Genomic DNA, 23,271 nt, shown 5'->3' on the forward strand with positions numbered 1-23,271 from the left:
TTGCGTATTTTTTACATAAATATTTTAATAAATTGAAAATCAGTTGTTTGACTTGACTTTTTCTCTTATTTCTTGAAGAGATTGATCAATAATTAACTGTCCGTCCTTGAATACTTCACGTAATGCGCCTGTTTTTTCTTCTTCCCAACCTACCTGATCTTTTAATGTATAGTTTCCATCTTTTTCAACTATTTTCATTAGACCTTTCGCCGATTTTTTTGTTCCATCGTCCGTAATTGGGTCTTTAAATATTTCTCTTCCAATTCCATTGACTTCTCCATAAGTAGCTTTCATGGCGAATCCAAAAGTGTCTCTTGTATTGTATTGGTAAGTGAAAGAGCCAATTCCCAAGACTATATTGGTTGATGCAAATCCTTTTGTCTTTAATCTTTCACATATTTGTGTTGCACGATCAATAGTTATACTGTCTCCGTAGATAGCACCGATTTGAGGAATCAGTTCTTTGTATCCTTTATCATTTGTACTGCCACCAAAAGTATCCCAAAGTAATTCGATGACACCTTTGCGTTCTACCTCAGATTTTCCATTAAGATTACCACAAATAATATCTACAGGATCGCCACTATCAGGACGAACTACCACTTTTCCTTCTCTGGAAATAATTTCCGATTTCAATTTTGGAAGATATTCCGTCAATACTTTCCACAAATCCCATGTATCAGAAACGATAGAAACAATCCCTTTAGGATAAACATCACAAACCAATCTACGAAACGTACCGAGTTCGTCCTCTATGGTTCCCATACACATCACAGAATGTTCCGTTGCAGAAACAGAACCACCAATAAGTTCCTTATCTGAATCAGCATTATAGTATTTTTCCAAAAAGTCTATTGCTGGTATAGTATCTGTACCTGTAAAACTTAGCAAATGTCCCGCAGAAGAACTCACTGCCGCTTCAATACCTGCCATGCCTCGCATAGAGAAGTCATGTCCTTGCCATTCTACCATTGCAGGTACTGAAGACGTTTGCTCTGCATATTTGTCCAAAATCTTTCTGTATTGTTTCGCTATAGTTGCAGATGTACAAGGCATCCAAATAGCGGCAGAAACTAAGGTCTCAAAATAATTAGTCAACCAGAAAAACTCAGGAATCGTGTTGTACATAGTGAACATTGGAACTCTAACAGGTACACTTGATCCTTCTGGCAAAGCTTTTATAACCATTGGGATATAGCCGAGATCATGTAGATCTTCAATATGCTTCGTGCCGACTTGATTTTCTCCCAAATAGTTATTTACACGGCGGCGATATTCTGCAACTACTTTTTCTTTAGGTTGTTTGAAAAAATAGTTTTCAAAATCTTCTAGTATATATTTTTTGATAAAATATTGCAAACCGAATAGTACAACTTTATCAATACCTTCAATCCTGCTCTTCCTCGGTGTCCAATTAGAATACACTAAGCTTGTGCCTTCTGGATATTGTCTGCGATGATCTAGTTTGTAACCGTCTGTTAATAATAGTGGATTCATAGTTTATATGTTTTTTATAAGATTGTTTAATTCGTCGTACACTTGTTTCAATCCAGCCCGATCATCCATGTATGCATTGGCATATATTTTTTTACTAGTGGATTTGTAAAATGGAGGATTTTCATTAATACTGTCAAAAGGAATAGTATTGTCTTTTAAGTAATTGTAAACAAATGATAAATCCTCCTGTCCCGTCCAGCATATCAAATAACAATTTTTGGAGTGTAATGAACGGAGTAAAGAAATGACATTTTCATATTGTCTTCCTTTTTTATGGAAATCATACACCGTATCGTCAAAATCGTAGGCTATTGTGATCGATCCATATTCCTTGTATTCCGATAAGAGTCGATTTTTAGAATTGTCTATATCAAGATAAAAGTCTGTCATTTAGTTTGATTTGAGTTAGATTTTCGTGTGTTAAATCTTTAAAAGAGTTAGTTGTAAAAATATGTTCAAAACAACTATCAAGATTATCGAAACCTTTGCTGAATATGCCATGCGTCACAGCAAGATAAAGTTTGCCGGCATTTTTCTTTTTCAATACTTCTGCTAACCCAATAAATGTGCCACCGCCATCACAGATATCATCAACTATTAAACAATCTTGATTATTCAAATCATCTGTATATACTTTAAATCCTGCTAATTTTCCAGTCTTTACATCTCTACTTTTACTACATTCTACAACTTCAATACCTCCTAAAAACTCAGATACTTTGTAGATTTTTTTTAAAGCCCCACCATCTGGAGAGATGAGTTTTAAATCCGTACCTATTTTTCCTACAACGGATTGAATGAATAAGTGATTGGTTACGGCAGTGCAATTATTCAAAAGCGCTGGAGTCACTTCGGAATGCGCATCCAATATACGAACCGTCTTGAAACCCAATTGATTAATGATATCCGCATATACTTTAACAGATAGAGGCTCTCCTTTTATCATCACTCGATCTTGGCGAGCAGAAGGGAAATATGGAATGATTAATTCTTCAAGCTCAGCATGCATTCTTTTGAGCGCATCAACTGCGATGCAAAGCAAGCCAAGATCATTAAAAGAATTTAGTCTATGTGTGATAATAACGGGACCAACTATATCTGATTTTATTTTTATATGTGGCTCGCCTGCAGAGAAAGTAAAGCTTTCGAACTGGATTTCGTCACCATCAATAGGTTTAAAATTTTGGTCTAAATTGATAATTTGGTTTTTCATAATTGTACTATTATATGGTTATATAAACCAATTAAGGTTATTATTTGTTTTATATGCGTAATTATTACACAAATATATATACTATTTAATTAAAGTGCAAATTAATTTGTGTAAAAATTACTCAATAAAATATAATATGTTTAAAATCAATTATTTAATTTCAAAATAAAATCCTTTTTCGGCTAATGATTGGTATTTCTCTTTGTTGAATTTGAATAATTTCCCAGGACGACCACTTCCTTCTTTGCGTATTTTATTGGTTTCATCCAACAAACCATAACTCATTATTTTTTTACGGAAATTCCTACGATCGATGGATTCTCCGATAATCGTTTGGTACAAATCTTCCAAATCAGAAAATGGAAATTCAGTATTCAATAAATTAAATCCAATCGGTTCATATTGAATTTTGGTGCGAAGTCGTGATAATGCTTTTTCGAAAATAGCTTCATGGTCAAATGCCAATTCGGGTAATTGATCTATACTAAACCATCTCGCGTCAGCAGCGTCAGTATCGGCGTGTAGCTTGTGATAAGATGGATTGACTAAACCAAAATAAACGACCGAAATGACCCGGTTTCTCGGATCGCGGTCTACTTTTCCAAAAGTATATAGTTGCTCCAAAAAATCTGGGCGTATTCCAGCTTCTTCCTGCAACTCACGCAAAACTGCCGCATCCAAATCCTCATCGTCGTGCACCAAGCCTCCAGGAAGTGCCCATTTCCCTTTGAATGGTTCAATATTTCTTTGAATTAATAATATATGTAAAGCACTTTTCTCAAAGTATCCAAATACAACACCATCAACAGAAACCTTTATCTTTTGCATTTTTTGTGTTTTGTATACGCAAAAATAACAGTAATTATTATCAAAAGGTGACTAAATGACGATTTATAAAAAAATAAAATTTTTTTACTACGCAAATAGAATGCGCAATACTACAATGATCTTTGCATTATCGAAAATGAACCAAGATGAGTGTTTCTAGATAGCACCGTTGCGGTACACTTTGTTGAGGAAACATAATGTGGCACTGTGCAGTCGTTGTTGATGGTTTTGATAGTGACCTAAACTATCCTTTTATGTGGGTTCGATTCCCACCATCAATGAAGGTTGATGTAGCATAATGGTAGTGCACTACAATAGGGTTGTAGCAAATAGGGTTGGCGACAATCCACTCGAGTTCAGGCAACTCTTAAAAAATGCCTTCTAGGTGAGTGTTCTAGTGCTATTTGCCAGTTGTTAAGTCAACATTCTGGTAAAACCAGCAAATAAGTTCTTTGTAAGTAAATGCAACTTGGCAAGTTGTAGGGTTGGATGTACTATTTGAATTCTGTCACTCTTGGTGCGAATATTATTGGATAAGAAATATAGTGTAGACTATAATTATGATTCACAAGTATTCAAACCATTTGTTTCTACTATTCAAAATGCATTCTTACTATAACTCAAAAAGTAGATCTTACTTACCAACACAGATTTCCGTTTTCGCCCGAAGGCAAATGGCACGTGGACACTTTTTAAAAAAGTAAACTATAAAATTTAAAATATAAATATGATGAAAAGAATAACTATCGCAGCATATCAAATCGGTTTGGTTTTCGAAAATGGAAACTTAATTAATCTTTTGAAAGAAGGAAAATATTGGATTTTCGGTAATAAAAATGTGGAAATTCATGCATTAAAAGACTCTTTTAAAAGCACTATAGATTTGCAATTATTGTTGAGAAACAATGAATTGTCAGCTCTTTTGGATGTGGTTGAAGTGGTTGATGGAGAGATTGTATTGGTGTACGAAAACGGTTTGTTTACCAATGTTTTGACTGCGGGACAATATGCATTTTGGAAAGAATATGGTACGCGTCGTTTAGAAAGAATCGATCTAACGAAAGTAGAGATCACGGAAAACGTGAACAAAACGATATTGGAAAATCCCTTGTTGAAAAACTATGTACGTAAATGTGTAGTTGCCAATCAGCAAAAAGCATTGTTGTTTATCGATGGAAAATTTACCAAAGTGTTAGAATCTGGTGCTTATTACTTTTGGAATAATGAAATATCTATTGAAGTAAAATCCGTGGAAACACGTATGCAACAAATGGAAATTTCTGGCCAAGAATTGTTGACTAAAGACAAAGCAAATTTGCGTATCAATTTTTATGTTCGTTACATAGTGATAGATATTTTAAAAGCGATATTGGACAATAAAGAATTTGAAAAACAACTCTATATATTGATGCAATTGGCTTTGCGTGAATTTGTGGGCGCTTTGACTTTAGACGAATTGTTAGCGAAAAAAGACAATGTAGGTGTGGAGATTTTGACCAACTTGGGCGAAAAAGCGGAAGCCTTGGGTTTGAATGTGGCAGATGCAGGCATCCGTGATGTGATATTGACGGGCGAGATGAAAGACATTATGAACCAAGTATTGATCGCCGAGAAAAAAGCACAAGCCAATAGCATCATGCGTCGGGAAGAAACCGCTGCTACACGTAGCATGTTGAATACCGCCAAAATGATGGAAGAAAATGAAGTCCTTTGGAAATTGAAATAGATGGAGTACATGGAAAGAATTGCAGATAAAATCGGCGCCATCACTTTGTCTGGTAATAGCAATATTGTGAATCAATTGAAGGAAATATTTGTGAAATAACATTTGAATAAACTATAGAAATTATAGTTTATTCAAACTTTAATATTGTTTCAAATGAAAAATAAAATATTAGAATTATATAAAGCCAAGCATGAGATACCACTATTTTATTGTGAAAGTGGAAGTCGGCTTTGGGGAATTGCGAGTCCGGATAGTGACTACGATGTACGCGGTATTCACTTACAGTCTAAAGAGCAATATTTCGGATTTAAAAAGGAACCAGATAGCTTATCAAAAATGAATGGATTATTTGATTTTGAATCTTTTAGTTTGGATAAATTTTGCCAACTGATATTAAAGAGCAATCCCAATCTTTTGGAGTGGTTACGAAGTGATCTCGTCTATTTTAATGAATTACCGAATTGGGAAAATTTCCGTGCTGAAGTATTGAAGAATATTGATATGTCTGCATTATATTTTCACTATTTGTCATTGGCAAAAGGAAATATTGCTCTTTTTGAGACTGGTAAAAAAGCATACTATAAAGTCGTTTTTTATGCAATAAGAGGTTTGTTGTCAGCAGATTTAGCTGCTCAAAATATAATGCCTGAATTGGATATATTAAAATTGCGCAACCAACTCGGTAAAAATAATGAACTAACAGACTTACTAGAAAATAGTATCGATCAAAAACGTAATAGTAACGAAAAAGAGCCTATAGAGGAGGAACTGCGTGCGCCAATATTGGTGATTTTGAAAGGTTATTTGCTAAAATTACAGAATCTAAATATTTCTAAATTTGGACCTAATACAAAACTGGAAATAGTTTTAAAGGACTATAATTACGCAGTGAAAGAAAGAATTTATTTAAGTTAGTATCCGTATTCTTCAACTAAAAGAAATCATATTTTTGTATGATTTCTTTTCGTTCTTTTTCTAATGTTGTCACTAAAATTTCAATAAAATTGTGCTATTTACTTTTTAATGCTACACCCTCAAATTCGATTCCATTCCATCCAAATACTATAAAATTTCTAATATTTTGATGGTCTTCTCCTTCTGGATTTTCCAAAACATCTTTTCTATAAAAATCACCAAACAAGGCTAAGGTTTCGTCCTTCGACAGCTTATTTAACTTAGCAAATGCAAATATTTTACAGGAACCATTGTTTTGATTAGCTTCGTTTATTGTATTTCCATTCGTGAATTTTGTGGGCGTGAAAGCATAATTTTCATCGATGAAGGCAATCACTTCTTTAAAATCAATTGTATCTTTATTTTGCTTGATTTGTTCTAATAACATGTTTTAAAATTTCCGCTAAAATTAATTATAATTTTATTTACGGAATAAATTTTCAACTACGCAATTCCAGTGCGTAGTATAGTTTAAATCTTTGTATGGTCAAAAACAAAAAGCCATGATTTTACATATTTACAGTGAAAATCCACACTTGTTGGATATTATTAATAAAAATCCAGAGACAGATAATGGACTGTATCTCAAACCATTAAAGGACGGCGTAGCGATTGGTAATGCAGTTTCAGTACATCAATATGACATTTATTTTCAGGATGGCGGACATAGTTATACAGAGGAAATTGGTAATCAATTAGATTATCAGAGTCTTTGCAATCCATTAATTGTATTGCATTTAAGTACAGATTTTTTAGGACATATATTAAAAGAATCGTCGGAATATTTAGCGCAAGAATTGAAATGGTTGGGCAAAACTCGTGGCGAAGTGGATCCGTCTACCTGTAAAATTACCGTACCAAATTTTTACATATATTCCTCATGGTATCGTGATGGTGCATTTTTATTGTCTAAATATTTTAAAGAAATAAAAGTAAGAAATAAAGTAGGTAACAACTTCGAATTAGCGATTGAAGGGAAAACCGTTTTTCAAGCGGTGAATATGTTGAATTTAGTAGCGTTATTTGCTCAGTTAACCAATGAAAAAGGTTTGTTCACTTATATTGACGATTCTTTTGCAAGTAAATATGTGCGGGTTTTGACGAATATTGAAGGTGTACCTTATTTCGTTTTGTATTTATTTATCAAAAGAGCGGTAAAAAATAAAACACAGTTTGAAATGGTGAAACCTTTATTGGAAAACTATTTGGCAAAATATGGCATTGTTGCGAACCTTACAAATGAAGACACGCAACTATCAAGAATCGGTTTTATTACAGAAGCAATTGGAATCGATTTACCAGTTTTGGATATTGGTTGTGGTGAATTTGCTTATTATAAAAGATTGATGAATAGAGGTTTGGAGCAAGAATATTTTGCAGTGGATAAAGAAATTCATTTAGAAAGATTAGGGCAAAATATTATGGATCGTTTGGATGCGGATAATTTAAAATTCTCAACAGATTTAACAAAGGTACCCAAAGACAAAAAATTAAATATTATTATCAGCGAAGTGATCGAGCATAATACGCCAGAAGATGCGCTGGCATTAGTCAAAAAAGCATTGACTTTTAATTTTGAAAAAATTGTTATCTCTACGCCTAATGCAGATTTTAATCAATTTTATTTTGACAATGGATTTAGACATTCAGATCACCATTTTGAATTTACACAAACAGAATTTAAAGATTTTATAGCGTCATGCACGGCTTTTAGATTGGATTTGGATATACGTTTTGATCAAGTTGGGGACGAATTGAATGGATTGAAACCAACACAAATTGTAGTTATTGAAAAAAATAAAAACCATGAGAACTAAAGATAAATCGGTAGAACTAAGAAAAATAAAAGCACGTATCAACTGGATGTGTGAGCATAAAATAAATGCCTTTTCACCAACGATTTCACCTGCGCCAAAGTCTGTCGCTAGAGGAGAAATAGAAAGCATTTTTGGAGGTTTGCGATATTTCTATGAAAGAGGTGTTCAAGACATTGTCGTACAGAAAAAATATATGGGTTCTTACTGTGATATTTATTTACATAAGGAGTTGGATGATACCTATTTTGTAAGTAGAAATGGCTACAAAATTGAGCATATCAATCTTACGGAAGCCAAAATGGCTTGCGAAGAATTGCACAATCGTTTTGATTGGAATGATTTAGATGTAGTAATTATTCAAGCGGAATTAATGCCTTGGAATATTTTAGGAAAAGGGTTGATCGAAGCGGAGTACGAAGGATATTTTGAAGCGCATGAGACCAGATTGAACTATCTAAAAACGTCTGGCTTGTATGAAAAAATCCAACAAGTAAAAATGGATATTCCTTTTCAAAATTATTTAACGGACAAGTCCGAAATGAGTAACGGCGCTTTAAAGAAAAAATATCCAGCACATGTCATCCGTCAGTATAGTGCGTTAGAAAGCTTTCAGGCATTGAATCTCTCCAATTATGAAAAAGGCGTGGAAGTTTTTGGAAAGCAGGTGAATCATTTTGCTAAAGAAGATTACATTTATTTCAAACCTTTTAATATTTTGAAAAAAGTGTTTGCAGATGGACATGAAGAAATTCCAAATGATAACTCGACCTATAAATTGGTGAATGCCGATGAGATGAAAGCGTTTCATATAGATTCTATGGAATCATTGGAAAGGATTGCAAATGAGTTATACACTTGGTTTGAAACTTTAACGGACCATATGGAAGAAGGTATTGTTATCAAACCTTTGAAAGCATTCGTTGCAAACTTACCTCCAGCCTTGAAAGTGAGGAACAACAACTATTTGACTATGATTTATGGTATTGATTTCATGGATAATTTATCCAAGCAAATCAACAAACGAAATATTAAAGGCAAATTGGCCTGCTCAAAAAATGATTGGGCTATCAACTATAAATTGTTATCAGTGCCACACAATGACATTCAAAAAGAGAATTATTATTATAAAAATCTAATGTTAGATCGGATTTTAGAAGAAGAAACAGAAAGCGCATTAGACCCAACTTTATAATAGAAAAATGTATTTAAAATGAGAAACAAAAATCCACAACTATTAATATTAATCGGTGCACCTGGGAGTGGAAAATCCACTTTTGCGAAATATCATATCCGCACCAATCTCAATTGGGTAAGGGTTTGTAGAGATGATATGCGTTTAATGCAATTTTCACAATCCTTTCTTTCTGATGAAATGGAAGGATTGATTACCGATATGATTTATGCATCTACCGAGCAATTGCTAACAAAAAAAGTAAATGTAATCACTGATGCCACACATACAAAAGCAGATTTTTTGAATCAATACATTCATAGATTTGGACATTTGGCGGATATATCTTTCAAATTATTTGAAACGGACAAAAAAGAGTTGGCTTTACGCTGTACGCAAAGAGAAAAAGAAACGGGTAAATTTATTCCAGAAAAAGCCATCAATCATCATGTAAATGCATTGGAAGAATTGAAAAAGGAATTTGATTTTTCAACGCGTCCTCGTGCAAAATTCATCAATGAAATACGTCTTCAAGATGCATCTTTGCCAAAGGCCATCATTTGTGATTTGGATGGAACGCTTGCTTTGATGGACGATAGAAATCCTTTTGACGCAAGCAATTGTGAGCAAGATAGACTAAATGAAGCAGTAGCAGTGAGTTTGAATGCTTACGTAAAAGATGGATTTAAAATTTTGCTAGTGTCGGGCAGAGAAGATAAATACAAGCCACAAACAGAGAATTTTTTAAAAAAATACCAGATCCTTTACGATGGATTGTGGATGCGACCCGAAGGCAATTACCAAAAAGATAGTATTATCAAAAAGCGCATTTTCGAAACCGAAATTCAAGATAAATATTACGTTTCGCTCGTTTTGGATGATCGTGACCAAGTGGTAGAAATGTGGCGCAATGATTTAAAGTTACCTTGCTTTCAAGTTTTTTACGGCGCATTTTAAGACGAGGGTTCAAATTCAATTAAGTGCTTGCGGATATTTAGAAAATAGCAAAATGATAAATCATTATGTTAACTAAATGTTAAAACGTTCTATTTTCATTTGATTATTTTAAATTTTTAAATTGCCGCGATTGTTTCAATTTTGTCTAAATCTCCCTTTAAACAATTGATTAATAGTTTGAAAATATAATTTTTATATTTAAAAGCGAGTTTGTGTTCATATCAATAAATAATGTATTTCTTATCAGAGTGTACATATTATTTCTTTGTTAACTATATTTGGCGTCGAATTTCAAATTATTTTAAATTTAAGAAATAGATGAATCACAAGAATACAAAGATCAAAGTAGCGATTGTGGGATTGGGTAATTGTGCGAGTTCTTTGATACAAGGTGTGGAATACTATACCAAACATCCAGAAAAAAAATCTGGTTTGATGGCCGATAATATCGGTGGATTTACTGCAGAAAACATTGAATTTGAATGCGGATTTGATATTGATGCAAGAAAAATAGGTAAAACATTTAAAGAAGCAATGTTTGCAAAACCTAACTGTACGATTATCTTAAATGATGATATTTCTACAGAGGCTCCTGTATATCCAGCGCCTGTTTTGGATGGTGTTTCTCCTTTGATGATGGCTTATCCAGAGGATCAAAGATTTGTGATTCAAAAAGATTTGATTAATACAGATACTTTGGATAAAGATGCAAAATTTAACCAAAATTTGGTCGATGAACATCGAACTGATATCATTGAAAAATTGAAAAAACATGATGTAGAAGTTTTGATTAACTATCTACCTGTTGGTTCTCAAAAAGCAACTGAATTCTGGGCAGAGATTTGTATCGAGTTAGGCATTTCGTTTGTAAACTGTATTCCGGTATTTATTGCGTCTGATCCAGTATGGGAAGCAAAATTTATCAATGCAGGTATTCCTTTGATAGGCGATGATATGAGAAGCCAATTTGGTGCGAGTATCTTATCTCAAATGTTGCAAGAATTAGCATTCGAACGTGGTCATCATGTAAAAGCACATATCCAAAGGAATGTTGGTGGTAACACAGACTTTTTGAATATGGAAGATAAAAATCGTTTAAAATCCAAGAAAATTTCGAAAGAAAATGTTATCCGTGCACAAAATGATATCAGAGGTATCTCTACAGAAGATAGTTTCTTACATGCGGGGCCTTCAGAATATATAGCTTTCTACGGTGATAATAAAGTAGCTAATTTCCGTTTGGAATTAGAAGGTTTCATGGGCGCTCCAGTAATTTTAGATGCACAACTTTCTGTACAAGATTCTCCTAACTCTGCGGGAGTGGTGATTGATGCGATTCGTTACGTATATGTTGCGAGAGAGATGGGACTGGTTGGTGCATTGAGAGGTCCATCAGCAGCTACGCAAAAAACGCCACCAGAACAAATGATGTTCAGTCATGCAATTGAAGAATGTCATGCTTTGGCAAAACGTGAGTTGACGGCAACGACATCAAAACAATTAAAAAAGAAAGAGCCTGTAGCTTAATCTTTTTAGGTAAATATTTTAAAAAGCTTCTCTTCGGAGGAGCTTTTCTGTTTTTTATACGATTGTCATGTGAGTGTCTTTTCTTATATGTTTTTCCGCATTTCGTAAATAGGTGTCGAACTATAATGTTTTCTTTTGCGATTCATTAAAATATTCTTAACAAATAATGAAAAGACAATTCACTTTACTTCTAATTTTTAGTTTTCTAATAGGATTAAATTTTGCTTTCGCACAGACAGGAAAAAATACGATTGAAGGTGTGGTTCGCACTTCCGATGGTAAAAATGCGCAAGATGTAAAAGTTACCATTGATGGTACAGAAATAGAAAAAATAACGAACGAAAAAGGTCATTTTACTATCGATGGTCTTGCAGATGGTCGTTATAATATTATTATCAGTGCACCTGGCTCAATTGACATTACTAAAACAATTGACATAAATGGTGGAAATAAAATAACAACGGAATTTAAATTGGGAATTTCATTAGCACAATTGGATGAGGTAATAGTAAGCTCAACACGTTTTGGTAAAAATCGGCCATCTAGTACACTTCGTTTAAATGAACCATTATTACAAGTGCCGCAAGTTATTCAAGTAATAGGTGCCAATACGATGATTGCACAACAAGTAACGAGCGTAAGTGATGGTTTATTAAAAGATATTCCAGGTGCTACAAGATTAGAGCATTGGGGTGATGTCTATGCCAGAGTAAATATGAGAGGATCTCGTGCTGCTGCATTTCGTAATGGAATGAATGTAACGTCTAACTGGGGTCCATTAACAGAGGATATGAGCTTTGTAGACAGAATCGAAGTAGTAAGAGGTCCTGCAGGTTTTATGATGTCTAATGGAGAACCTAGTGGTTTATATAATGTAGTAACTAAAAAACCTACAGGTATCACAAAAGGGAGCGCAGGTATTATGTTTGGAAGTTATGATTTATATCGTGCAACTGCTGATTTAGATGGACGTTTTGACTCTGCGGGTAAAGTTTTATATCGTTTCAACTTAATGGGACAAACAAAAAACTCCTTTCGACCATATGAATACAACAATCGTTTTGCGATAGCTCCAGTTATTCAATATAATGTGGATGATCAAAATACTTTAACATTAGAATATATTTATCAACATGATAAAATGTCCAATTTGGGATCCTATTATATTTTCACAACAAAGGGGTACGGGGTTTATAATAGAGATTTTACGGAAACAAATCCTGAAATAGAGCCAACAAATATTGACGAGCATAATGTTACGGTTAATTTTGTTCATAGATTTAATGATAATTGGAAATTGACGACTCAAGCATCGTATATGACTACTAAACAAGTTGGTAGCTCTATGTGGCTTGATTCTATCACTTCTGACGATAGAATTAGAAGAACGGTATCTATGTTTGACGCCATTAATACCATGAAATTTGGACAAATGTATTTAAATGGTGAAGTAAAGACAGGCGCTGTAAATCATAGGATTTTGGCTGGTTTAGATTTGGGTGATAAAGAATTTTATGGAGCTTGGAATCAATCAAAAGAAATAGACGCTAATAACGCTTTATTTGACCCAAATAATCCTAGTTATACTACTCCTTCAAATGGTTTACCCGTTTTTGATCGATCATTAAGTATTCAACAAATGGCAGGAATTTATGGGACAATTACCCAAAAATACTCAGGTCTTTATTTACAAGATGAACTAGGCTTTTTTGACAATGTATTTCGAGTGACACTTGCTGGTAGATACACATCTGATAGAGAAGTTTCTTATGGTACGCCTACTTCTGGCAATAGATTTACACCAAGAGTTGGTTTAAGTGCGAGTTTGGATAAATGGACAAGTGTGTATGCATTATTTGACCAAACCTATGTTCCTCAAAGTGGAATAAGAAGAGATGGTCAAACGGTAAAACCTGTGACAGGAAACAATTTAGAATTCGGTTTCAAGAAAGATTGGGCAGAAGGAAAATGGGGATCAACTTTTTCCATTTACAGAATTTTGAAAAATAATCAAACCTCAAACGATCCTGCGAATACCCCGTCAGAAGTTTATGTCGTTCAATTTGGACAAACCAAAACACAAGGAATTGAATTTGATATACATGGTGAAGTATTGCCAGGATTTAACGTAATGGCTAACTATGCTCTAACCGATTCTAAAATAACAAAGGCGGATAGTAGTTCAGCTTCACAATTGACAATTGGAGATAAAGTTCCAGGGTATGCCAAACATGTAATTAATGGATGGGGGAGTTATGAATTTCAAAAAGGATTTTTGAAGGGTTTCGGATTGAATCTAGCTTATAATTTTCAAGGGCACAGAACTACATGGTCTTGGTCTGGTGCATCTGGACAATTAGCATTGCCAGATTATATCAAGTTTGATGGTGGTTTGTTTTGGAAAAATGACAAAATGAGAATTACTGCCACTATGATGAATTTAATGAATCGTTATCTATATTCTGGTGCATCTTATGGATCATATTATTATTATCAAGCTGAGGCTGGTCGTAATTTTAGATTAAGCCTGGATGTAAATTTTTAACAATTATAGCAAACAAAAAATGGAAAGGCATCTCCTGTCTAGGTGGTGCCTCTTTTTAATTTTGAGCCGTTTAGTATATGCAAAAGAAACAGGTTAAAAAACATAATCGATCTTTATTTTATCGTATATCGGCTTGGCTGCATTTGTGGCTTGGCTTGATTACTGGCATTATTGTAATTATCGTATGTCTTACGGGTTGCATCTGGTGTTTCAATGAAGAAATTACAGATCTATTAGATCCTCATGCAAAGATAGAAGCTCAAAATAGATCGGTTTTAGCCCCATCTCAATTAAACACTGCTATTAGAAAAAATTATTCAGAGTATAAATTACAGAGCTACTCCATGCGAGAAGGTAAGTCTATATTGGCTTATTTGAATCCAAATAAATCTTTGATTGTCAAAGATTCCACTATCGGGAATATGGAAGTCAAAATAAACCCTTACACTGGCGAAATTTTATCCGAAAAAAAATATACAAAAGGAGAGACGCCTTTTTTTAGATGGATTTTAAATGGACATCGTTTTTTGTGGGTAAGAAAAGGCGCTACTGGTAGAATCATTATTAACTACAGTATTTTGATATTTATTATTACACTAGTTACAGGTTTAGTTTTGTGGTGGCCCAAAAAATGGAACAAATCTACCAAGGATCGCTGTTTTAAAATTAAGTGGAATGGTACGGTAAAAAGGATCAACTACGATTTGCATAACGTTTTGGGTTTTTATACGCTTTGTTTTTTATTGGTGATCGCTTGTACAGGCATTGTGTATGGGATTGATTGGTTTAGTAAATCCACCTATTGGCTGACGACTGGTGGAAAAACAAATGATGAATATAAAAGATTAGAATCTGATTCCGCAGATTTGGGCAAATTTTATACTCCGGAAAAAGCGATGGATATCGCTTGGGAAAAGACGAAGAAACTCAATGCTGATGCAAAAGGTTTTTATATTGGAATGGCTGATACTACGAATCCCAAAGCAACCATTTTTATTACTTTTTATCCATCTAAAGGCAAATTTTACGATAATCGAAATTATATTTTTGACCAAAATAATCTTAAACAATTAGTGCAGCCAAGTATTTATGGTACGCCTTACGAGCAAGGAAACCCTGGCGAAAAATTACGCAAATTGAACTATGATCTTCATGTGGGTAGTGTATTGGGATTGCCTGGGAAATTTCTTGCTTTTGGTTCTTCGTTGATTGGTGCTTCTTTGCCTATAACTGGATTTATCGTTTGGTGGGGAAAGAAAAAGAAAAGCAAAAAGAAAAAATAACGATTATTCCATCTGGTTTTTCATTTGTTGTAAATACGTTTTCAATGGAGGCAATTGCATCGATTTACGCAAACTATCAAGATGTTTGGTATTTTCAATAGGCCATAATTCATGAACTTGCACAACTTTTCCATTTTGATACTTTTTTACGTAGTGAAATTGTGTCCCGTAACGCTGCTTTTTGTTCTCGTGTACTAATATCCGGTCAGTTAATAAAGCATAATTGCTAGGATTACAATCATCGTTTTTTAACGCAATTTTCATCGCAGACCACATTCTTTTTTGAAATTCAAAATCGAAATCTGCATGTTGCACCATCACCCATACAATATCTGCACCCATAATGCCCACCTCTTTAGGTCCTAAATAGCCATATTGGGAAATATATTTATCTAAACTGTCTTTATTTTCCACAAAAGTGTTGTTTTTCAAATTTTCGATGGAAGCATTTGAATTACTAGCATAAGCAAATGAATATTTATTTCTAAAAAATTGAATGTATTGATACTTCTGATCTACGTAAAGCATCCATAATAGTTGGCGCATAATTGATGGATATTTGACTTGGGTAGCTTCGCAAAAAATATTGAAATTTTGTTTTATTTTTTCACGTATTTGTGGATATTCTTTATTCAATTTTATCTTATTCCAATATGAATCATTTTCAAAAATCACTTCTTTGAAAAAGAATTGTGAATCTGCCATATTTTTTAATAAATCGAATGCGGTCTGCAAACTATCTGCTTCAAGATAATTTTGTATTTGATTTAAATAGGTATCTTCCCAATAAGTATTCATGACTTTTTTGTATTCACTAATTGAGTTTATTGGTTGATTCAAAAAATAAAAGCTATCTCCTTTTTGAATAATTTTTAATTTATCTGCCAGCAAATCAACAATATGTTTACGCTGACTAAAAAGAACATTGTTTAGAAACAATACTAAGAAGGTGTAAATAAATATTTTCATAACGTCATTAAGGAAATTCTTGCTTTAAAAATATACATTTTTGAAAAGTAAGTTTCTGAGGAAATGATAAAAAATATATAAATCCAATTCCTACACACATGAAAAAGGGCATTCAAATCTGAATGCCCTTTTTCAAAATATATTGCGAAGTAATTATCTTCTTTTTCTTCTTGTTGGAGTGAATTGATTACCAGAACCAGCACCTCCATCTCCTTTTGCTTCTCCATAATGTGTCATGGCGCAACGGAAACCAATCATCGCACTACTTTGATTTTCGTCCAAAAATCTTCTTGTTCCTGGGCTTAACCAATAAGGCATATCATTCCAGCTACCACCTTTGTACACTCTACTGTGATCATTTACCAAAGTGGATACGCCATATCCATAATAGATACCACTTGCACTATCTCCATCTAAATAATTAGCTGCATAGCTGCTCGTGTAGTTTCTTCTTGAATTAGAGATAGAATCAGGTTCAAAAGTATATTCCAATCTGCCCATGCTATCACGAACAGGTTGTCCATTTTGCATAACAGGTTGTTTAAATTCATTACCTCTATATGGATTCAAGTCATTTTCGTCCATGCTTGTATTTTGTCTGTAAACGTCTGCCACCCATTCGCTTACATTACCTGCCATATTATACAAACCGTAACCATTAGGAGCGAATGCATCAATTGGACCAGGAGTTGCTGCGTTATCATTCAATCCTCCAGCGGTACCCATGTAATCACCATTTCCTCTTTTGAAATTGGCCATGAATTCGCCTTGTCTTTTACCTTTTTTAGTTACACGAAGACCATCAAAGCCGTCATTTTGCCAAGGATATAATTGTTTGTCAGACAAAGTTTCGTCTCCTCTGATTTTTTTGTTGTCGCTAGGTTTGATATTATTTTCTACTAATCCTAACGCTGCATATTCCCACTCTGCTTCTGTTGGTAGTCTGTAATCAGCGGTTAAAATTCCGTCTTCAAATTGAACATTGGATCTTGGATTTCCTTGAGCATCTAACAATTGTGTACTTTTTCCTTTGCCGCCTGGAGTGGATGGCGTACCTGCGTATGCGCCTGCTAGATAAGCTTGTGTATTGAAAGTTTCTTTACCAGCACCATTCATTTCGGTTTTGATAACTTCTTTACTTTGGTAACCTTTGTCTATCAAGGCTTTTTGATTAACTCTGTCTGTGCGCCAGATACAATAATCATGCGCTTGTTTCCAAGTTACACCTACAACTGGATAGTTGTTATAAGATGGATGACGGAAATAATATTCGACATAAGGTTCGTTATATGCCAATTCGCTTCTCCAGACCAACGTATCTGGTTTTGCCGCGTTGATTATGTTAGGAGAACCAGAGAATGCATTTTCCATCCAGTGAATATATTCACGATAAGCTAGATTGGAAACCTCATATTTATCAATAAAAAAAGAACTAACCGTTACACGACGCGGACGATTGTTCCAATCTCCCATAACGTCTTGTTGGGTAGAGCCCATTGTAAACGTTCCTCCTTGGACAAATACCAAACCTGGCGCACTCGGTGCAGAATTTGCTTTAGCTTTGTAATAACCACCTTGGTCTTTATCATTATAATTCCAACCAGTGGTTTCGGATTGTTCACTTTTTCCTTTAAATAGCTTGTTGTTTTTACAAGCAGTCATGCTGCAAATAAACGCTCCTGAAGCAGCTACCCAAAAAATATTTTTAAAAGAATTTGATAACATATTTTCAATTGTTGTTCGCTCAGACTTTCAAACGTCTGAATGATTTTAATATTGTATCTTTATTTTTGAATATAATATTATGCGAATATATTTACTTTTATAACTTATACGCATTTTTTTTAACGTAAGATGCTTAGTTTGGTATAAATTTTTACGTAAATCTTATTTTACCTAATTTTGCAGCCACAATTTTAATATGGAATATAATACTACTCGTGAAGGTCTGAGTATGAAGGAATATGGTCGCCATATTCAAAAGATGGTAGACTATTTAGTTACTATCACAGATAAGGAGAAAAGACAAGAACAAGCTGAAATATTGATAGAACTCATGGGGTTTTTGAATCCTCATTTGAAAAATGTTGAAGATTTTCGCCACAAGTTGTGGGATCATCTTTTTTATATGAGCGGTTTTAAATTGGTCGTAGACAGTCCTTATCCTATTCCTACGAAGGAAGAGTATAATGAAAAACCTGAACCTCTTCCTTATCCCAACCATAAGCCGAAATATGCACATTTGGGTAAAAATTTGGAAATTTTAATCCAAAAAGCGAAAGAGGAAACGGATCTTGACAAGAAAAAAGCATTGACTAATACAATTGCGTATTATATCAAATTGGCCTATAGTAATTGGCATAAAGAATCTGTGAGTGATGAAGCAATTACTGCCGAATTAAATCATCTTTCCAATGGTGAATTGAATATGGATTCTCTTCCAAAATTCAAATTTAAACCGACTATTGAGCCAGAGCGTGTAAGTAATTACGGCACTAAAAGAAGTGGCTTTACGAATAGGGGTAATAACAGTAACAATAACAAGAATAATAGTAATAATAGATCCAATAACAATAGTAATCGAAGCAACAATAATAACAACAATAATAGGAAAAATAACAATCGACCTGGTGGTGGCTTTGGTAATGGATCTTCCAACAATAATTTTAAGAAGCGTTTTAAATAATTAAAACGTCTTTTTTTAAGGACTTAAGGGATAAGGATGTTTTCAAAATCGGTACTATCGCCGTTAAATACATTGAAATCATAATTGCCTTTTAGTCCTTTTATTTTGCCCTTCTCATCATGTTGCCAGATGAGCCAGCTACGATTGATTTTAGGTAAAGTATGTTTTTGATAATGTGCAATCCAAAGTGGATATTCATCAAATTTACTCCCTAAATAATCTCGGTAAAAAGAAACGAACGTGTAAATAATCGGCTTAACTCCATAATGAGCTTGAACCGTTTGGATCCAATCCATTACTTCTTTTTGCATTTCGGCTGGCGTCGTATGATGTACGCGCTCGATATCGATGACAGGTGGTAAATCACCAGATTCTAATTGCACATGTTGGATAAAGTTTTTCGCTTGATCCTTGCCATTACGAGAAGAAATAAAATAATGATACGCGCCACGCACCAAACCCGCATTTTTTGCATTCGCAAAATTTTGGGCAAATCTTTTGTCTTGACGTGTAATACCTTCTGTCGCTTTGATATACACAAAAGAAATATTGGCGTCATTATCCGAGGCGGTTTTTAATTTTTGCATAGGGACATTTCCCTGAAAATAACTCACATCGATGCCGTGTATATCATAACCTTTGGGTAATTGTATCCCAAATGCTTTGTAAGATTCAAAAGTGCCATCATTTTTTTTCGAACGTAAGCAACTCCTCAATCCAAATAGGCAAATAAGAAATAAAACCCCAAATAGGGCGAGAAAATATACCAATGGACTACTGGTGTTTTTCTTCTTTTTCCTTATGGCTTTATTTTTGGAGAGATTATTTTGTTGTGACATGGTCGGTAAACTGGCCTGCAAATGTCTTTAAAAAATCATAATAAAGGTAATAATTGTTCAATGTTGCGACATTGAAAATCATATTCCTTAATTTTGTCATTATATGTACTTCAATTGGGATGATACCATCAATTTAGCAAAGAAATTAACCTTCAAAAGACTTTGGAATGCATTTAAGGTCATGGCGGGCTATCAACTGAGTAAGTTGATGAAAAAACCGATCCAATGGGGTATGCCAGTCTCAATATCCTTTGAACCTACGACTTCTTGTAATTTGAGATGTCCAGAATGTCCTTCCGGTTTGCGCTCATTTACTAGAGATATCGGAATGTTGAAAGATGATTTCTTCAAAAAAACAATAGATGAGATCTCTAAAGAGCTGATGTATCTCACATTTTATTTCCAAGGTGAGCCGTATCTCAATCCACAATTTTTGGATATGGTGAAATATGCGCATGACAAAGGAATCTACACCGCTACATCAACCAATGCGCATTTTTTGACAGAGGAAAAAGCCAAGAAAACCGTAGAAAATGGTTTGGATAGATTGATTATTTCCATAGATGGTACCACACAAGATGTGTATCAATCCTATCGTGTCGGTGGTAAATTGGAAAAAGTATTACAAGGAGCGAAAAATATAGTGAAATGGAAAAAGGAGTTAAATAGCAAAACTCCATTTGTATTTTTCCAATTTCTGGTAGTGAAGCCCAATGAACATCAGATTGAAGATGTAAAAAAATTGGCCAAAGAAATCGGAGTAGACCAAGTCCGATTCAAAACAGCACAGATTTACGATTATGAAAATGATCCGAATCAGCTGATCCCAACAATAGACAAGTATAGCCGCTATAAAAAAGACAAAAATGGCAATATGCAAGTTAAAAGTGGCATGAAAAACCATTGTTGGAAGATGACAAGTTCTAATGTGGTGACTTGGGATGGATTGGTCGTGCCATGTTGTTTTGATAAGGATGCAGATCATCGATTAGGAGATTTGCGTGAGCAAAGTTTTAGAGAAGCTTGGCATAGTAAAGAATACAAAAGATTCCGATCTGGTTTATACAAAGGCAGATCCAATATTGATATTTGTGCCAATTGTAGCGAAGGGTTAACCGTATGGGAGGATTAATTTTTGAAATAAAATGTAATGGGTTTTAATAGTTGTTTAGAACATAAGGAGTTTAGAAATGATTATCACAAAATGATGGTCACGCTGTTGGCGACATCCGCATGGATGAGCGACAAGATGAAATGTTTTCTTGCTAATGAAGACATCACTCTGCAGCAGTTCAATATTCTCAAAATTTTGCAAGAGAACGAAAAGCCATTGAGTATTTTGCAAATAAGACAAGAATTGATTGATAAAATGAGTGATGCAAGTCGTATTGTTGATCGATTGATTTTGAAAAAATTAGTCAAAAAACAAGTTTGCTCTACAGATAAAAGATTGGTAGATATTTCTTTGGATAAAGAAGGAGAGGAGTTGATTTGCCGTATCAATCAAAAAATGGATCAATTAGATGCCAATTGTGAACATTTGAATAAAGAGGAATTGAATCAATTAATGAATCTGCTCAATAAAATGCGCGGAGATGCGAAAGTTGCAGCAACAGAAACACAACATGCTTAATTCGGTTTTATCAACACCATCCAACGATTAATAAAATATTATGTTTTTTAAAAAAATAGTCTTTTTACTATACATTTTTCTTTCCACGTCTCTTTTAGGAAAAGCACAAAATCTATTTGATACGACCGACTTGCCACCCAAATATGAAATGCGTGGCGCTTGGGTTTCTACCGTTGGAAATATTGACTGGCCAAGTAAAAAAAATCTAACTCCAGATCAACAAAGAGCAGAATTTGTACAAATAATTGCTAATTTAAAAGCAATTGGTTTGAATGCGGTTTTTGTGCAAGTAAAACCTGCTGGGGATGCTTTTTATCCATCTGAATATGATCCTTGGAGCGAATATCTTACTGGAACACAAGGACAAGCGCCGACTCCATTTTACGATCCATTAAAATTTATGATCGAAGAAACGCATCGTCAAGGAATGGAATTTCATGCATGGATCAATCCTTATAGAATGGTGATGGATGTTTCGAGATCTTCTGTGGCCGATAATCACGTAACCAAATTGCATCCAGATTGGTTTGTGCATTATGGCAAACAAATGATTTTTAATCCAGGCATGCCTGAGGCGGTGAAATATATCACAGGTGTAGTGCGTGATATTGTTAATCGCTATGATGTAGACGGAATTCATATGGACGATTATTTCTATCCTTATCAAGAACATGGCGCATTTCATGATGAAGATGCTTATAAGAAATATGGAAATGGAATGTCATTGTCTGATTGGCGTCGATCTAATTGTAATGCATTGATCGAATCTATTCATAATGCGATCGTTGCAGATAATCCAATGGTCAAATTTGGAGTAAGTCCGTTTGGTATTTATAGAAATAAATCGTCCATATACGTTGATGGTAGTAATACTTCTGGCAGTCAAGCTTATGACGAATTGTATGCGGATATTTTACTTTGGTTAAAAAATGGTTGGGTCGATTATATCGCACCACAATTATATTGGGAAATCGGTCATGCAAGAGCGGACTATGCAACTTTATTGAATTGGTGGAGCAGTCATATGTATGGCAAACAATTGTATATAGGTGAAGGAATTTATCGTGCCAATGAAGCTTCCATGAGATCTGTGTGGCGTGGTACGACAGAGTTTCCAAAACATATTCAAATGGAAAGAGCCTTAGGCAATAAGGTTCAAGGCGAAATTTTATTTTCAACAAAAGATATTTTGAAAAATCCAAATGGTTGGGCTGATTCATTGGCATTACATTATTATCGTAAGCCAGCAATCGTACCTCCAATGGATTGGATTGATAAAAATCAACCAGAAGCACCAGAAATTTGGGTGGAACATCAATCCAATGGATTGATGGTGAATGCTTTGTTAGAAGCACAATCAAAAGAGGAAGTCGTAAAAAGTTATGTTCTGTATACTTCCGTAAATCCTGCAAATATTGGAAATTCTCCAGATTTTATTCAGCCAAGTGTAACGAAGGATGCAAAAGTTTTTATTCCATGGGAAAGTATTCCGGTAGGTTGCAGCAAGTTTTATATAGGCATGACGGCGCTAGATAGAGAAAATAACGAAAGTGATTTGAGTAATTTGCTTATTGTAACACGTGTTAGTGGTAATACTTGGAAAGTGAAATTGGGCTCTGAATAAAT

The 23,271-nt window shown here is 34.2% G+C and carries 20 protein-coding genes; 12 read left to right on the forward strand and 8 right to left on the reverse strand.

Annotated elements, in window-relative coordinates:
- Positions 1 to 39: 39 nt before the first annotated feature.
- From E0W69_RS19265 to E0W69_RS19280, 4 genes are all read right to left on the reverse strand, one after another.
- Positions 40 to 1,497, reverse strand: a complete 1,458-nt coding sequence (locus E0W69_RS19265; RefSeq protein WP_131331686.1) for a nicotinate phosphoribosyltransferase — start codon at positions 1,495 to 1,497, stop codon at positions 40 to 42.
- A 3-nt stretch (positions 1,498 to 1,500) separates the two neighbouring features.
- Complete coding sequence (locus E0W69_RS19270; protein ID WP_131331687.1) at positions 1,501 to 1,887, reverse strand: hypothetical protein; 387 nt, start codon at positions 1,885 to 1,887, stop codon at positions 1,501 to 1,503.
- Positions 1,868 to 2,710, reverse strand: a complete 843-nt coding sequence (prs, locus tag E0W69_RS19275; protein ID WP_131331688.1) for a ribose-phosphate diphosphokinase — start codon at positions 2,708 to 2,710, stop codon at positions 1,868 to 1,870. The genes E0W69_RS19270 and prs overlap by 20 nt, the downstream gene beginning before the upstream one ends.
- Before the next feature lie 150 nt (positions 2,711 to 2,860).
- A complete protein-coding gene (locus E0W69_RS19280) occupies positions 2,861 to 3,538 on the reverse strand; it encodes an NUDIX hydrolase (RefSeq protein WP_131331689.1) in 678 nt (225 codons plus the stop codon).
- 727 nt (positions 3,539 to 4,265) lie between these two features.
- Between E0W69_RS19280 and E0W69_RS19285 the strand changes: the two genes are divergently transcribed.
- Entirely contained in the window at positions 4,266 to 5,264 is a 999-nt protein-coding gene (locus tag E0W69_RS19285; protein WP_225321328.1) for a slipin family protein, read from the forward strand.
- A gap of 153 nt (positions 5,265 to 5,417) precedes the next feature.
- Positions 5,418 to 6,179 carry a nucleotidyltransferase domain-containing protein gene (locus E0W69_RS19290; protein ID WP_131331690.1) on the forward strand — a complete coding sequence of 254 codons (762 nt, stop codon included), beginning with the start codon at positions 5,418 to 5,420 and terminating at the stop codon, positions 6,177 to 6,179.
- 94 nt (positions 6,180 to 6,273) lie between these two features.
- On the opposite strand, the gene E0W69_RS19295 is transcribed toward E0W69_RS19290, so the two are convergent.
- Positions 6,274 to 6,606, reverse strand: coding sequence for a HopJ type III effector protein (locus E0W69_RS19295; RefSeq protein ID WP_131331691.1), 333 nt, complete (start codon positions 6,604 to 6,606; stop codon positions 6,274 to 6,276).
- Between the two features lie 115 nt (positions 6,607 to 6,721).
- Between E0W69_RS19295 and E0W69_RS19300 the strand changes: the two genes are divergently transcribed.
- From E0W69_RS19300 to E0W69_RS19325, 6 genes are all read left to right on the forward strand, one after another.
- On the forward strand, positions 6,722 to 8,035 hold the full coding sequence (locus tag E0W69_RS19300; RefSeq protein WP_131331692.1) for a methyltransferase domain-containing protein: 1,314 nt from the start codon (positions 6,722 to 6,724) through the stop codon (positions 8,033 to 8,035).
- On the forward strand, positions 8,025 to 9,227 hold the full coding sequence (locus E0W69_RS19305; RefSeq protein ID WP_131331693.1) for a DNA ligase-like domain-containing protein: 1,203 nt from the start codon (positions 8,025 to 8,027) through the stop codon (positions 9,225 to 9,227). The genes E0W69_RS19300 and E0W69_RS19305 overlap by 11 nt, the downstream gene beginning before the upstream one ends.
- An 18-nt stretch (positions 9,228 to 9,245) precedes the next feature.
- The gene (locus E0W69_RS19310) at positions 9,246 to 10,163 is read left to right on the forward strand and encodes a phosphatase domain-containing protein (RefSeq protein ID WP_131331694.1); all 918 of its coding nucleotides are present in this window, start codon (positions 9,246 to 9,248) and stop codon (positions 10,161 to 10,163) included.
- A 318-nt stretch (positions 10,164 to 10,481) separates the two neighbouring features.
- The gene (locus E0W69_RS19315; protein WP_131331695.1) at positions 10,482 to 11,690 is read left to right on the forward strand and encodes an inositol-3-phosphate synthase; all 1,209 of its coding nucleotides are present in this window, start codon (positions 10,482 to 10,484) and stop codon (positions 11,688 to 11,690) included.
- A gap of 166 nt (positions 11,691 to 11,856) precedes the next feature.
- Positions 11,857 to 14,235: a TonB-dependent receptor gene (locus tag E0W69_RS19320; RefSeq protein WP_131331696.1), complete on the forward strand. Its 2,379-nt coding sequence runs from the start codon at positions 11,857 to 11,859 to the stop codon at positions 14,233 to 14,235.
- A 77-nt stretch (positions 14,236 to 14,312) separates the two neighbouring features.
- Positions 14,313 to 15,518 carry a PepSY-associated TM helix domain-containing protein gene (locus tag E0W69_RS19325; RefSeq protein WP_131331697.1) on the forward strand — a complete coding sequence of 402 codons (1,206 nt, stop codon included), beginning with the start codon at positions 14,313 to 14,315 and terminating at the stop codon, positions 15,516 to 15,518.
- Positions 15,519 to 15,521: 3 nt separating this feature from the next.
- Here the strand turns inward: E0W69_RS19325 and E0W69_RS19330 are convergent, their stop codons facing one another.
- Complete coding sequence (locus E0W69_RS19330) at positions 15,522 to 16,487, reverse strand: DUF6624 domain-containing protein (RefSeq protein ID WP_131331698.1); 966 nt, start codon at positions 16,485 to 16,487, stop codon at positions 15,522 to 15,524.
- A gap of 153 nt (positions 16,488 to 16,640) precedes the next feature.
- Positions 16,641 to 18,212 (reverse strand): SUMF1/EgtB/PvdO family nonheme iron enzyme, encoded by a 1,572-nt coding sequence (locus E0W69_RS19335; protein WP_191967909.1) that lies wholly within the window; start codon positions 18,210 to 18,212, stop codon positions 16,641 to 16,643.
- 196 nt (positions 18,213 to 18,408) lie between these two features.
- Here E0W69_RS19335 and E0W69_RS19340 point away from each other — a divergent pair, with 196 nt between their 5' ends.
- Entirely contained in the window at positions 18,409 to 19,173 is a 765-nt protein-coding gene (locus tag E0W69_RS19340) for a DUF4290 domain-containing protein (RefSeq protein ID WP_131331699.1), read from the forward strand.
- A gap of 23 nt (positions 19,174 to 19,196) precedes the next feature.
- Here E0W69_RS19340 and E0W69_RS19345 read toward each other — a convergent pair whose 3' ends face one another.
- Positions 19,197 to 20,012: a glycoside hydrolase family 25 protein gene (locus E0W69_RS19345; RefSeq protein ID WP_131331700.1), complete on the reverse strand. Its 816-nt coding sequence runs from the start codon at positions 20,010 to 20,012 to the stop codon at positions 19,197 to 19,199.
- A 103-nt stretch (positions 20,013 to 20,115) separates the two neighbouring features.
- Between E0W69_RS19345 and E0W69_RS19350 the strand changes: the two genes are divergently transcribed.
- From E0W69_RS19350 to E0W69_RS19360, 3 genes are read left to right on the forward strand one after another with little or no spacing between them, the layout of a single operon-like run.
- Positions 20,116 to 21,144: a radical SAM/SPASM domain-containing protein gene (locus E0W69_RS19350; protein ID WP_131331701.1), complete on the forward strand. Its 1,029-nt coding sequence runs from the start codon at positions 20,116 to 20,118 to the stop codon at positions 21,142 to 21,144.
- 18 nt (positions 21,145 to 21,162) lie between these two features.
- Positions 21,163 to 21,645, forward strand: a complete 483-nt coding sequence (locus tag E0W69_RS19355) for a MarR family winged helix-turn-helix transcriptional regulator (RefSeq protein WP_131331702.1) — start codon at positions 21,163 to 21,165, stop codon at positions 21,643 to 21,645.
- A gap of 40 nt (positions 21,646 to 21,685) precedes the next feature.
- Complete coding sequence (locus tag E0W69_RS19360) at positions 21,686 to 23,269, forward strand: glycoside hydrolase family 10 protein (RefSeq protein WP_131331703.1); 1,584 nt, start codon at positions 21,686 to 21,688, stop codon at positions 23,267 to 23,269.
- The last annotated feature ends 2 nt before the right edge of the window (positions 23,270 to 23,271 follow it).

Origin of the sequence: Rhizosphaericola mali (assembly GCF_004337365.2) — a bacterium.
Lineage (GTDB): Bacteria > Bacteroidota > Bacteroidia > Chitinophagales > Chitinophagaceae > Rhizosphaericola > Rhizosphaericola mali.

Bases quoted from the DNA above. Each gene is read 5' to 3' on its own strand.
- E0W69_RS19265 (WP_131331686.1), bottom strand. From the start codon at position 1,497: ATGAATCCACTATTATTAACAGACGGTTACAAACTAGATCATCGCAGA.
- E0W69_RS19270 (WP_131331687.1), bottom strand. From the start codon at position 1,887: ATGACAGACTTTTATCTTGATATAGACAATTCTAAAAATCGACTCTTA.
- prs (WP_131331688.1), bottom strand. From the start codon at position 2,710: ATGAAAAACCAAATTATCAATTTAGACCAAAATTTTAAACCTATTGAT.
- E0W69_RS19280 (WP_131331689.1), bottom strand. From the start codon at position 3,538: ATGCAAAAGATAAAGGTTTCTGTTGATGGTGTTGTATTTGGATACTTT.
- E0W69_RS19285 (WP_225321328.1), top strand. From the start codon at position 4,266: ATGATGAAAAGAATAACTATCGCAGCATATCAAATCGGTTTGGTTTTC.
- E0W69_RS19290 (WP_131331690.1), top strand. From the start codon at position 5,418: ATGAAAAATAAAATATTAGAATTATATAAAGCCAAGCATGAGATACCA.
- E0W69_RS19295 (WP_131331691.1), bottom strand. From the start codon at position 6,606: ATGTTATTAGAACAAATCAAGCAAAATAAAGATACAATTGATTTTAAA.
- E0W69_RS19300 (WP_131331692.1), top strand. From the start codon at position 6,722: ATGATTTTACATATTTACAGTGAAAATCCACACTTGTTGGATATTATT.
- E0W69_RS19305 (WP_131331693.1), top strand. From the start codon at position 8,025: ATGAGAACTAAAGATAAATCGGTAGAACTAAGAAAAATAAAAGCACGT.
- E0W69_RS19310 (WP_131331694.1), top strand. From the start codon at position 9,246: ATGAGAAACAAAAATCCACAACTATTAATATTAATCGGTGCACCTGGG.
- E0W69_RS19315 (WP_131331695.1), top strand. From the start codon at position 10,482: ATGAATCACAAGAATACAAAGATCAAAGTAGCGATTGTGGGATTGGGT.
- E0W69_RS19320 (WP_131331696.1), top strand. From the start codon at position 11,857: ATGAAAAGACAATTCACTTTACTTCTAATTTTTAGTTTTCTAATAGGA.
- E0W69_RS19325 (WP_131331697.1), top strand. From the start codon at position 14,313: ATGCAAAAGAAACAGGTTAAAAAACATAATCGATCTTTATTTTATCGT.
- E0W69_RS19330 (WP_131331698.1), bottom strand. From the start codon at position 16,487: ATGAAAATATTTATTTACACCTTCTTAGTATTGTTTCTAAACAATGTT.
- E0W69_RS19335 (WP_191967909.1), bottom strand. From the start codon at position 18,212: ATGTTATCAAATTCTTTTAAAAATATTTTTTGGGTAGCTGCTTCAGGA.
- E0W69_RS19340 (WP_131331699.1), top strand. From the start codon at position 18,409: ATGGAATATAATACTACTCGTGAAGGTCTGAGTATGAAGGAATATGGT.
- E0W69_RS19345 (WP_131331700.1), bottom strand. From the start codon at position 20,012: ATGTCACAACAAAATAATCTCTCCAAAAATAAAGCCATAAGGAAAAAG.
- E0W69_RS19350 (WP_131331701.1), top strand. From the start codon at position 20,116: ATGTACTTCAATTGGGATGATACCATCAATTTAGCAAAGAAATTAACC.
- E0W69_RS19355 (WP_131331702.1), top strand. From the start codon at position 21,163: ATGGGTTTTAATAGTTGTTTAGAACATAAGGAGTTTAGAAATGATTAT.
- E0W69_RS19360 (WP_131331703.1), top strand. From the start codon at position 21,686: ATGTTTTTTAAAAAAATAGTCTTTTTACTATACATTTTTCTTTCCACG.